The 11680-nt window shown below is 77.0% G+C and carries 6 protein-coding genes; 1 reads left to right on the forward strand and 5 read right to left on the reverse strand.

The features are described 5' to 3' along the window. Nucleotides 1-55 precede the first annotated feature (55 nt). The 5 genes from ACH4F6_RS21980 to ACH4F6_RS22000 all read right to left on the reverse strand — a co-directional run bounded on the left by ACH4F6_RS21980 (nt 56) and on the right by ACH4F6_RS22000 (nt 10459). Nucleotides 56-6481, reverse strand: a complete 6426-nt coding sequence (locus tag ACH4F6_RS21980; RefSeq protein WP_397961964.1) for an amino acid adenylation domain-containing protein — start codon at nt 6479-6481, stop codon at nt 56-58. Continuing rightward, nucleotides 6478-9651 carry an amino acid adenylation domain-containing protein gene (locus ACH4F6_RS21985; RefSeq protein WP_397961965.1) on the reverse strand — a complete coding sequence of 1058 codons (3174 nt, stop codon included), beginning with the start codon at nt 9649-9651 and terminating at the stop codon, nt 6478-6480. The genes ACH4F6_RS21980 and ACH4F6_RS21985 overlap by 4 nt, the downstream gene beginning before the upstream one ends. After that, a complete protein-coding gene (locus ACH4F6_RS21990) occupies nt 9648-9896 on the reverse strand; it encodes an acyl carrier protein (protein WP_397961966.1) in 249 nt (82 codons plus the stop codon). Before ACH4F6_RS21990 ends, ACH4F6_RS21985 begins: the two co-directional genes overlap by 4 nt. A 46-nt stretch (nt 9897-9942) precedes the next feature. Beyond that, on the reverse strand, nt 9943-10197 hold the full coding sequence (locus tag ACH4F6_RS21995) for a hypothetical protein (protein ID WP_397961967.1): 255 nt from the start codon (nt 10195-10197) through the stop codon (nt 9943-9945). A 91-nt stretch (nt 10198-10288) separates the two neighbouring features. Beyond that, a complete protein-coding gene (locus ACH4F6_RS22000) occupies nt 10289-10459 on the reverse strand; it encodes a hypothetical protein (RefSeq protein ID WP_397961968.1) in 171 nt (56 codons plus the stop codon). A gap of 78 nt (nt 10460-10537) precedes the next feature. Between ACH4F6_RS22000 and ACH4F6_RS22005 the strand changes: the two genes are divergently transcribed. After that, nucleotides 10538-11320: a LuxR C-terminal-related transcriptional regulator gene (locus ACH4F6_RS22005; protein ID WP_397961969.1), complete on the forward strand. Its 783-nt coding sequence runs from the start codon at nt 10538-10540 to the stop codon at nt 11318-11320. Nucleotides 11321-11680: the final 360 nt, after the last annotated feature.

Consider the following 11680-nt stretch of genomic DNA (forward strand, 5'->3'; position numbering starts at 1 on the left):
TCCGGGTGCGTGGGGCGTCGAGGGGGGGCGGGCGCGGACTCGGTCCGGGAGTCGGTCAGGACCTGAGGCGGGCCAGGTCCTCCGGTGACAGCAGGCCGAAGGCGGCGACCTCCTGCCGCGCGGGCCCGCTGTCGGTGCGGTCGGCCAGCCACCGGGCGAGGGCCTCGACGGTCCGGCTGGTGAACAGCTGCTGGAGCGGGATCTCGTGTCCGGCGTCGCGGGCGAGGCCCACGATCCGCACGGCGTGCATCGAGTCGCCGCCGATCTCGAAGAAGTCGTCCCGCGTCCCGACCCGCTCCAGCCCGAGCACCTGCGTCCACAGCCCGGCCAGCAGTTCCTCCCCGGCGGTCGCCGGGGCCGTGAAGGGCACCGTGGTGCCGCCGGTGCGGTCGGGGACGGGCAGGGCCTTGCGGTCGACCTTGCCGTTCGGGCTCAGCGGCAGCGCGTCCAGGACGACGAAGGCGCCGGGCACCATGTGTTCGGGGAGCCGCTCGGCGAGGGCGGACCGCAGGGCGCCCACGGGCGGCGCGGAACCCGCCGCCGGGTCCGCCGTCAGGTAGGCGACGAGCCGCCGGTCCCCCGGCCGGTCCTCGCGGACGACGGTCACCGCCTGGCCGACACCGTCCAGGGCGAGCAGCGCGGCCTCGATCTCGCCGAGCTCGATGCGGAAGCCCCGCACCTTGACCTGGTGGTCGGACCGGCCGAGGTACTCGATGTGGCCCTCGGCGTTCCAGCGGGCCACGTCCCCGGTGCGGTACAGACGGGCGCCGGGCGGGCCGAACGGGTCGGGCACGAAGCGGTCGGCGGTCAGTCCGGGCCGGCCGCCGTAGCCGCGGGCCAGCTGCACGCCGCCCAGGTACAGCTCGCCCGGCACGCCGATGGGGGCGGGCTGGAGGCGGGCGTCGAGGACGTAGGTGCGGGTGTTGGCGATGGGGGCGCCGATGGGCAGCGCCGGGCCGGTCCGGTCGGGGCGGCACGACCAGCGGGTGACGTCGACGGACGCCTCCGTGGGGCCGTACAGGTTCTCCAGGGCGGCCTGGGGCAGCGCGCGGTGGAAGCGGCGCGCCAGGTCGGCGGGGAGCGCCTCGCCGCTGCACACCACCAGGCGCAGCGCGCCGCAGTCGCCGGCGCGGCCCGCGCCGAGGAACGTGTCCAGCATCGGCGGCACGAAGTGGCAGACGGTCACCCGCTCGTCGCGCACCAGGTCGGCGATGTGCCCGGGATCGCGGTGCCCGCCGGGGGCGGCCAGCACCATGCGGGCGCCGGTCAGCAGCGGCCAGAACAGCTCCCACACCGACACGTCGAAGCTGATCGGTGTCTTCTGGAGCACGGTGTCCGCGCCGGTCAGCCCGTACGCGTCCTGCATCCACCGCAGCCGGTTGACGATGCCCCGGTGCGGCACCTGCACGCCCTTGGGGCGGCCGGTGGAGCCGGAGGTGTAGATGACGTACGCCAGGTGGCCGGGGCCCGCGGCCGGTTCGGGCGCGGTGTCGGGCCGGCCGTCCCCGGCGTGCTCGTCGACGGCCACGACCGTCAGCCCGTCGGCGGCGAGCTCCGCACCGCCCCCGGGGTGCGTGAGGAGCACCGGCGCACCGGCGTCGGCGAGCATGAACGCCAGCCGCTCGTGCGGATACCCGGTGTCCAGCGGCAGATAGGCGCCGCCCGCCTTCAGCACGGCGAGCAGGGCCACCATCAGCTCCGCGGAGCGCTCCAGGTGGACGCCGACGACGGTGTCCGGGCCGACGCCCAGCTCCCGCAGCCGGTGCGCGAGCCGGTTGGCGCGCCGGTGCAGCTCGGCGTACGTCAGCTCGCGGCCGGCGAACCGGACGGCGACCGCGTCGGCGTGCCGGCCGGCCGCCTCGGCGAGCAGGCCGGTGAGGGTGTCGCCGTCGGGCCAGTCGACGCGGGTGTCGTTCCAGACGTCCAGGAGCCGGGCGCGCTCGTCGGCCCCGAGCGGGTCGACGAGCGGGACGACGGCCGCGGGGTCGGCGGCGACGGCGGTCAGCACGTTGGTGAAGTGCTCGACGAACCGCTCGACGGTGGCCTCGTCGAACAGCTCCACGTCGTGGTCGAGCCAGCCGACCAGCTCGCGCCCGGTGTCGATCATCCGCAGGTTCAGGTCGAACTGGCTGTTGGCGGCGGACACGTCGACGTACTCGCCGGTCACGCCCGGCACGTCGAGCGTGCCCAGCTCGACGTTCTGCAGGGCGAACAGCACCTGCACCAGCGGGCTGCGGGACAGGTCGCGTTCCGGGGCGAGCCCCGTCACCAGCCGGCCGAACGGCACGCGCTGGTGCGCGAACGCCTCCAGCGCGGTGTCCCGCACCCGGCCCAGCAGCGTGCCGAAGTCCGGGTCGCCGTGCAGGTCGACGCGGAGCGGCAGGGTGTTGAGGAAGCAGCCGGGCAGGTCCTCGAACTCGGCGCGCGGCCGGTTGGCCACCGGCGTGCCGACGAGCAGCCGCTCCTGGCCGCTCCAGCGGGACAGGACGACGCCGTAGGCCGCCAGCAGGACCATGAACAGGGTGGAGCCGTGCTCGCGGGCCAGCTCGCGCAGGGCGGCGGCGGTGGCGGCGTCCACGGTCAGCCGGCGCCGGGCGCCCCGGTGGGCGCTCACCGCCGGGCGGGGCCGGTCCGTGGGCAGTTCCAGCACCCGGGGCACGCCGTCGAGGTGGCCGCGCCACCAGTCGACGAGCCGGTCGAGCGCGGGCCCGTCCAGCTCGGCCCGCTCCCAGCGGGCGACGTCGGCGAACTGGAGTTCCGGCCGCGGGAGTTCCCCGCCCGTGTAGGCGGCGGACAGTTCGCGCAGCAGCACCCCGAACGACCAGCCGTCGAAGACGATGTGGTGCACGGTGAGCGCGAGGACGTGGTCGCCGTCGGCGATCCGCAGCAGCGCGACGCGCAGCAGCGGTCCGCGGGCCGGGTCGAAGGGCTCCTTGACGCTGTCCATGGCGGCGGCGACGGCCGCCGCCCGCGGGTCCGGCCGGTCCGACAGGTCGGTGACGCGCACGAGGACCCGGGCGTCGGCGAGGTCGACGGCCCGCTGGCGCGGGGTGCCGTCCCCGGCGGTCTCGAAGACGGTCCGCAGGACGGAGTGCCGGTCCAGCACGGTGTCCACGGCCCGTTGCAGCGCGGCCGCGTCCAGCGGGCCGCGCAGCCGCAGCACGACGGGCATGTTGTAGGCCGCGTCGCCGGGCCGCAACTGCTCCTCCAGCCAGAGCCGTTCCTGCGTCCAGGACAGCGGGGCGGGCTCGGCGGGGTCCGTGCGCGGGATGCCGGTGCGCGGGGCGTCCGCCGGCGGGGCGTCCGGGCGCGCCCCGGCGGCGGACGCCGGGTCGGTCAGCAGCGCGGCGAGCGCGGCGACAGTCGGGCGGGCGAACAGGTCCTGCAGGGTGAGCCGTTCGGCCGCCGGGCCGGGGAACTCCCGCCGCACCCGGGCCAGGAGCCGGGTCAGCAGCAGCGAGTGGCCGCCGAGCGCGAAGAAGTCGTCGGTGGCGCCCACGCGGTCGCGCCGCAGCAGCTCGCGCCACTGCTGTGCGAGCCGCTCCTGCACGGGGCCGCGCGGCGCGACGTACGCGCCGGTCGCGACCTCCGCCCGGTGCTCCAGGGCGAGCAGCGCGGCCCGGTCCACCTTGCGGTTCGCGGTCAGCGGCAGCGCGTCGAGGACGACGTAGGAGGAGGGCACCAGGTGGTCGGGCAGCCGCCGGGCCAGCGCGGCGCGGACCCGGGAGAGGTCGGGCCGGCCGTGGCCGGTGGCGAGGTACGCGACGAGCCGGTGGCCGCCGTCCCCGTCCGGCACGGCGAGGACGGCGCTCTGCGCAACCCCGTCCAGCGTGTCGAGCACGGCCTCGGTCTCGGCGGGCTCCACGCGGAAGCCGCGCACCTTGATCTGCCGGTCGCCCCGGCCGAGGTACTCCACGAGCCCGTCGGGCCGCGGCCGGGCCCGGTCCCCGGTCCGGTAGACCCGGTCGCCGGGCCGTCCGGAGAACGGGTCCGGCCGGTAGCCGCCGCCCTCGCCGTCCTCCGCGTAGGCCGCCAGGTACGGCGTGCGCACGACCAGTTCCCCGATCTCCCCGACGCCGGCCGGCCGGTCGCCCGCCAGGACGAGGAGCTGGACCCCGTCGATGCCGGGCCCGAGCGGGACCGGCCCGGCGGGGATCGCGTCGGCGGACGCGCCGGCCCGGTGGGCGAGGTGCACGGAGACCGCCTGCGGGGTCTCGGTGGCGCCGTAGAGGTTGAGCAGGTCGGCGTGCGGGGCGAGCCGGGCCCAGGTGCGCAGGGTGCGGCCGGTGAGGACGTCCCCGCCGAAGCCGATCAGGCGCAGGGCCGGGAACGGGGCCTCCCCCGCCCGTCCGGCGCCCGCCCGGTCGGCCAGGGCGCGGGCCAGCGCCGGGGTCAGGTGGGCGACCGTCGGGGCGGCGGCGGTGAGCCAGGCGGCGACGGCCGCGGTGTCCCGGACGTCCGCGCCGGGGAAGACCGCCGCGCCGCCCGCCCACAGCGGGGCGAGGACGTCCCGCAGGAACGGGTCGTGGCCGAGGCCCGACAGGGCGGCGAAGCGGTCGGCGGGGCCGAGGCCGAAGCGGCGGGTGTACCAGTCGAGGAAGTGGGTGAGCGGACGGTGGGTGCCGACGACCCGGCGGGGCCGGCCGGTGGTGCCGGAGGTGAAGGCCACGTAGGCGGGGTCGTCGGGGCCCGGGGACGCGGGGGCGCCGTCGGGCAGGCCGGCCAGGGCGCGGTCCAGGGCCTCGCCGGGCTCGATGCGCAGGGCCGGGCCGGTGACGAAGCCGGGCAGCGGGCGGCCGGGGGCACAGCTGACCCAGGCCCGGGGCGCGAGGGACTCGGCGCGCTCCCGCAGGGCGTCCTCGGGGTACTGCGCGTCCAGCACCGAGAAGACCGCGCCCGCCTTGACGGCGGCGAGGACGCCGAGGACGACGGCCGGGTGGCGCTCGGCGTGCAGCGCGAGCACGTCGCCGGGCCGGACGCCGCGCGCGTGCAGCAGCCGGGCCAGCCGGCCGGTGACGCGGTCGACGTCGGCGTACGTCCACACGCGCGTGCCGGAGACCAGCGCGGGCGCGTCCGGGGCGGCCGCGGCGTGCCGGGCGAGACGGTCGGCGAGCGACTCGGACGCGACGGGCTCCAGGACCGCGGTGGGGTCGGGGCGCAGGGCCGCCGTGCGGTCGGTCGCCAGGTCGAAGGCGGAGACCGGGCGGGCGGGGTCGGCGGCCGCCTGGGCGAGGACGGCGCGCAGCTGGTGCAGCAGGTCGTCGACGCGGACGCCGTCGTACAGCCCGGCGTCGTACACGGCCTCCAGCGTGAAGCCGCCGTCGGCGCCGCCGCCGGCGTACAGCGTGAGGTCGAACTTGTTGTCGATGTCCCCGAACGGCAGCTGCTCCACCGTGCAGCCGCTCAGTTCCGGCGTCACGGCGGGCGGCAGCATGTTGAAGAAGACCTGCACGAGCCGGCCCCGGGACAGGTCCCGCTCCGGGGCGAGGTCGGCGACGAGCCGGCCGAACGGCACCCGCTGCCGGGCGAAGGCCTCCAGGGCGTCCCGGCGGACCCGGCCCAGGAGCTCGGCGAAGGCCGGGTCGCCGGCCGCGTCCACCTTCACGGGCAGGGTGGTGAGGAAGCAGCCCACGAGGTCGCGGCTGCCCGCGCCCCGGGTGGACGCCGGGGTGCCGACGATCATCCGCTCCTGCCCGGTGTGCCGCGCGAGCACCACCGCGAACGCCGCGAGCAGCGCCATGAACGGCGTCGCCTCGTGGGCGCGGGCCAGTTCGCGCACGGCCCGCCCGGACCGCGCGTCCAGCTCCAGCCGGCGGCTCTCGCCGCGGTGGCCGCGGACGGCGGGCCGGGGCCGGTCGGCGGGCAGCTCCAGCACCCGCGGCACCCCGTCGAGGTGCCGGCGCCACCAGGCCACCAGCTCGTCCGCGGTCTCCTCGCCGAGTTCCGCGCGCTCGGCGCGCACCGCCTCGGCGAAGCCCCGGCGCAACGGCTTCAGCGCGGCGTCCGGGTCGGCGTACAGCCGGGACAGCTCGTCGAAGAGGATCGCGAACGAGTGGCCGTCCGCGACGAGGTGGTGGGCCGTCACCGTCACCAGGTGGGCGTCGTCGGCGTACCGCACGGCCAGCACCCGCAGCAGCGGCCCGTGCGCCAGGTCGAAGGGCTCGCGCCCGGCCCGCCGCACGGCCGCCAGGGCCGCCTCCCGCGGGTCGGCGAGCGCCCGCACGTCCTGGGTGCGGACGGGGACGGACGCCTCGGCGAGGACGTGCTGGCGGGGCTCGCCGTCGACGGTGGTGAACACCGTGCGCAGGGCGTCGTGCCGGGCCACGAGGGCGGCCACGGCGCGTTCCAGCGCGGCCGTGTCGAGCGGTCCGCGCACGCGCAGGGTCACCGGCATGTGGTAGGCCGTGTCGCCCGGACGCAGCTGCTCCTCGAACCAGATCCGCTCCTGGGTCCAGGAGAGCGGCGTGGCGTGGTCGGTCATGTGTGATCCTCGGGTACGCGTCTGAGGGGCCGGGCGGGGACCGCGGGCTGGTCGAGGAGATCGGTCAGCCCCGTCGTGAACAGGGCCGCCGTCTCCGCGAGGGACGCCGGGTCCAGGAGGCCCTCGGGGGCGGTGAGGGCGCCGGTGAACGTGTGGCCGTCGTCCCACAGTTCGCAGCACAGCTCGGCCTGGGGGCCGAGGGCGGGGGCGGGCAGGGGGGTGAGGCGCAGGGCGCCGGCCCCGGCGGGAGCGGCCACGCGTTGCAGCACCAGCAGGTTCTGGTAGAGCGGGGCGCGGCCGGCCGGCGGGCGGGGGGCGAGCGCGGCGACCTCGTCGGTGCCGAGCGCGGTGTGCGCGAGGACCTCCAGGAGCCGTTCCCGGACCAGCGCGAGCAGTTCCGGGGCGGGCAGGGCGGGGTCGGCGGCGACGCGCACGGGCAGGCCGTTGGCGAAGTAGCCGACGGTGCGCTCGTGGGCGGGTGCGCGGTCCTCGACGATCGTGCCGATCGCGAGGTCGCCCTGTCCGGTGACCTTGGCCAGCGCCCGCCACCAGGCGGCGAGCAGCGGCACGAGCACCGGGTGCCGTGCCCGCGCGGCCGACGCGCGCAGGGCGGACGTGGTCCGGGCGCCCAGGTCGAGGTGGTGCGCGACGAGGGGCCGGGTCCACAGCTCCCGCATCGCGAGCACGGCCCCGCCGGGCCAGCCGGGCGCGGTCAGCCCGTCGAGCCGGCCGCGCCAGAACGCGCGCGCCTCCTCGGCGCCGGGGCGTTCCCCGCCCGCGGGCGGGGCGGGGGCCGGGGCCGGGGCGCGGCCGTCGTAGGCGGCGGCGAGGTCGGCGACCAGGACCTCCTCGGAGCGGCCGTCGTAGACGATGTGGTGCACGGCGAGGAGGAGCAGGTGCCGGTCGGGGCCGGCGGTCAGGACGCCCGCGGCGAGCAGCGGGCCCGTGTCCAGGTCCTGCACGAGGGCGGTGAGTTCGCGGGTCAGGGCGCTCTCGGCCGGGGCGGGGACCGGGGTGCGGTCCCAGTCCGGCGCGGGGGCGGCGGCGGTGAGCAGCGGCGGCGGGGCCGGGACGGCCGCCACCGTCCGGCGCGGCCGGCCGTCCCGCCGGGGGAAGGCGGTCCGCAGCGCCGGGTGTGCGGCGGCGACCGCCGTCAGGGCGTGCCGGAGCCGGCCGGTGTCCAGGCCGCCGGTCAGCGAGATCCGGCTGACCGCGATGTGGCCGGGGGCGCCGGGGGCGAGCCGTGAGGCCAGCCAGAAGCGGCGTTCGCCCGGGGAGAGCTCGTCGGACGGGGGGTCCGCGGGGGCGTCGGCCCCGGGATCCGGGGTCCGCGCGGCCCGCCGCCGCGTCGCGAGTGCCTCGAGCGCGGACACGGTCGGGTGGTCGTAGACGTCGCGGGCCGACAGCCGCGCGCCGAGCAGCCGGGAGAGCCGGGCGGCGATCCGCAGCACGTGCAGCGAGCCGGCCCCGGCCGTCAGCAGGTCCGTCCCCGCGCCCAGTGCGGGGCGGTCGAGGACGGCGCGGACCTCGCGCAGGGCGGGGGTGGCGGGCGGGTCGTCGTGGCCGGCGGACGGCTCGGCGTCCGCGGTCCGCTCCTCCACCCAGGCCTCCACGGCCCGCAGGTCCGCCTTCCCGGTCGGCCCCAGCGGCACGGGGTGCAGGTGCAGGAAGCGCTCGGGCCGCAGGTACGCCGGCAGGGCGGCCGCCGCGGCCCGCCGCAGGGTGTCCTCGGGCAGCGGCGTGCCGTCCTCGCTCGCGTAGGCGCACACCGTCCCGGTGACCGTGGCGTGCGCGTCGCGCAGCGGTACGAGGAAGGCGTGCCGGACGCCCGGGAGGGCGGCGACGCGGCGCTCCACCTCGCCGGGTTCCACCCGGTGGCCGCGGATCTTGAACTGGCGGTCGGCGCGGCCGACGTAGGACAGCCGGCCCTCGTCGTCCATGCGGACCCGGTCGCCGGTGGCGTACGCCCGTGCGGTGCCGGTTCCGGGCAGCTGGACGCGGGCGAAGCGGCGGGCGTCCTCCTCGGGCCGGTCGAGGTAGCCGAGGGCGAGCCCGTCGCCGGCCACCCACAGCTCGCCCTCGGTGCCGCGGTCGACGGGCCGCCGGGTGGCGGGGTCGAGGACGGCGAGGACGGTGCCGCGCACCGGGCGGCCGACGGGGATGCCGGCCGGGTCGGCGGTGTCGGCGGCACGGACGTCGTGCGTGCTGACGAAGACCATGGACTCGACGGGGCCGTAGCCGTTGGTGACGCGCAGGCCGGGGTGGCGCTCGAGGAGGACCGCGATGTGCGCCGGGGACAGCCGCTCGCCGCCGCACATCAGGTGACGGACCCCGGCGAAGGCGTCGGGGTCCTCGTCGACGACGAGGTTGACGAGGGAGCTGGTCAGCCACAGCGTGTTCACGCCGTGCTCGCCGACGAGGGCGCGCAGCCCGTCCGGGGTGATCAGCGGCTCGTCCGGTACGACGCAGGCGCCGCCGTTCATCAGGGGCCCGAACGTCTCCAGCGCGCCCGCGTCCCAGTAGGGCGCGGCGAGCAGCGGCATGACGGTGCCGGGGCCGAAGCCGGCGTACCCGCCGTCGACGAAGGTGCGGACGAAGGCCCGGTGCGGCAGCACCACGCCCTTGGGGCGGCCGGTCGAGCCGGAGGTGAAGAAGACGCAGGCGGGATCGTCGGCACCGGTGCCCGCACGGTCGCCGTCCGCGGACCGGACCGGCCGCACGCCGGGGGCGGGCAGCCGCAGGATCCGCACCGAGGCCGGGAGCCGGCCGGCGAGCGGGGCCCCCGGGTGCCCGGTCGCGTCGAGCGCGACCCGCGCGCCGAGGTCCTCGACGACACCGCGCAGCCGCTCCTCGGGCCAGGCGGGGTCCACGGCCGCGTAGGCGGCGCCGGCCAGCAGCGTGCCGAGCGCGGCGACGACGAACTCCGCGCCGGCCGTGGCCGGCACCGGCACGAGCGTGCGGGGGGTGACCCCCGCCTCCACCAGCAGGTCCCGCACGGCGCGGGCCCGCTCGACCAGTTCGGCGTAGGTCAGCCGGGCACCGCCCGGTCCGCGCAGGGCGGTGGCCCGCGGGGACCGGGCGGCCTGCCGCAGCACCGCCTCGTGGGCGGTGGCGCCGGCCGGGACGGGACGCCCCGGGCCGACGGCGACCGAGGCGCGCGCAGGGGTCATGACGGACGCCGCGCCGCGCGGAGCGCCTCCGCGAGCTCCGCGGGGCTCGACCGGAGCACGGCGGTGAAGTCGGCCTCGATTTCCCAGAGCTCTTCGATGCGTTCGACGACGAGTACCGCGTGGAAGGAGTCGCCGCCCTGCGCGAGGAAAGAGGAGTCGTCGTCTATTTCGCCGCCCAGGATGTCGGCGAAGATCAGGCGGATGCTTTCTGCGTCGATTGCCGGGACGGCGTCGAGCTGTTTCATGTCGATTTCTCCGTTGTTCCGCCGGCCGTGCCGGGAGATCCGGTTCCTAGCTCCAGCCGCTGTCGCCGAGGGTCACCGCGGCCGGGAGGTCGAATCCCCCCGGACCGGACACCGCGACGCTCGACGTGCCGCCCGCCGGATCCGCGGCGACGGCGTGCGCGCCGCCGGTGAGCACGGCGGCGACAAGAAGGAGAAAAACGGCAAACCTGGACTTCATCATGGACCTGACCCCCGATTTGTGAACGCTGCGTGACCGGCCCACCGCACGGCAGACCTGTTTCACGATGTTGTAATCGGCCACGCATGGCCGTCCAGGGACCCCGGCGCGCATGATGATGCGAACAGGAAACTGCAGGGGGGAAGAATTGGACAAAATCCTGGAAAACGACCCTTCACAGCTCCTTCAGCGACTGGCGCCGGATCACATACGGCTTTATCGCTGGGGAGCTGCTCAGGCCTTTTTCACGGTGAAAGAAGCCGCGACGGCACTGGGCGTCGACGAGGCGGTGGCGAACACCGCGATCGAAGCGCTGGAGGAATACCACCTCGTCGATCAGGCCCACGGCTCCGCGAACCTTCAAGGTTTCGGAAATTATGGCCCGTCGTGGCGCGTCGTCCATCCGCATCTGGCCGCCGCCCGTATGGCCAGTGCCGAATCCCACCTGCGCCGACGCCTCTTCGAACTGACCGCGCGCCGCGACTCCCTGGACGCGCTCGCCTCGGTCTACGCGAGTCGACCGGACGACGGGGCCGGGGCCGGGGCCGCCGAGGGCGTCGAGGTGGTCGACCGGCTGAGCGACGTGATCACCCTCATCGAGCAGGCCAGCGCCGAGTGCGAGACCGAGATGATCACCTGCCAGCCCGGCGGGGGGCGGCCGACCGAGGAACTGGAGCAGGCGGTCGCCCGGGACACCGCGCTGCTCGCCCGGGGCGTGCGGATGCGCACGCTCTACCAGCACTCGGCCCGTCGGCACGCGCCCACCCAGGCCTACGTGGAGCGGGTCGCGACGGTCGGGGCGGAGGTGCGGACGATGACCGAGCTGTTCGGCCGGATGATCGTCTTCGACCGCCGGATCGCCTTCGTCCCCCACCACCAGCGCCGGGGCGGAGCCGCGGTGGTGCGCTCACCGGCCGCCGTGGCGTTCCTGGTCGACGCCTTCGACCGGGCCTGGGACCTCGCCGTCCCGTTCGGCGAACCGGAGCACGCCCCGGTCGCCGTGGACGACCTCCGCCAGGGCATCCTGCGCCTGCTCAGCAAGGGGCTCAAGGACGAGGTGATCGCCCGCCGGCTGGGCATCTCCCTGCGCACCTGCCGCAAGCACATCGCGGACCTCTTCCAGGACCTGGGCGCCGAGAGCCGCTTCCAGGCGGGCTACCTGGCGGCGGCCCGCGACCTCCTGGACGGCCCCGGGGACGGACCCTGAGCCCACGCCCCGCGGACGACCCGTCCGCATCCGCTGCCCGGCTCCCGGGCCCGGCCCGCCCGCGACCCGGCTGGGCGGTCCCCACCTGCCCCTGAGACGCCCGCGCCCCACCCCGCCCCGCCCGCACCCCGGTCCCGCCGACCGACCGGGACTCACCCGGGGCCGGTGGGGCCCCGCGGAAGACGGAACGGGGACCGGCGCCCCCGGGGCACGCAACCGGGGCCCGCACCGCCCCGAAGCCGGGCCCCAGGGCACGGAACCGGAGCCCGCACCGCCCCGAAGCCGGGCCCCAGGGCACGGAACCGGAGCCCGCACCGCCCCGAAGCCGGGCCCCAGGGCACGGAACCGGAGCCCGCACCG

Source organism: Streptomyces sp. NPDC017936 (genome assembly GCF_044328485.1).
GTDB lineage: Bacteria > Actinomycetota > Actinomycetes > Streptomycetales > Streptomycetaceae > Streptomyces.

What these genes read in the sequence shown, in the direction of transcription:
- ACH4F6_RS21985 (WP_397961965.1), bottom strand. Translation starts at nt 9,651, where the DNA reads ATGACCCCTGCGCGCGCCTCGGTCGCCGTCGGCCCGGGGCGTCCCGTC.
- ACH4F6_RS22005 (WP_397961969.1), top strand. Translation starts at nt 10,538, where the DNA reads ATGGCCAGTGCCGAATCCCACCTGCGCCGACGCCTCTTCGAACTGACC.
- ACH4F6_RS21980 (WP_397961964.1), bottom strand. Translation starts at nt 6,481, where the DNA reads ATGACCGACCACGCCACGCCGCTCTCCTGGACCCAGGAGCGGATCTGG.
- ACH4F6_RS21990 (WP_397961966.1), bottom strand. Translation starts at nt 9,896, where the DNA reads ATGAAACAGCTCGACGCCGTCCCGGCAATCGACGCAGAAAGCATCCGC.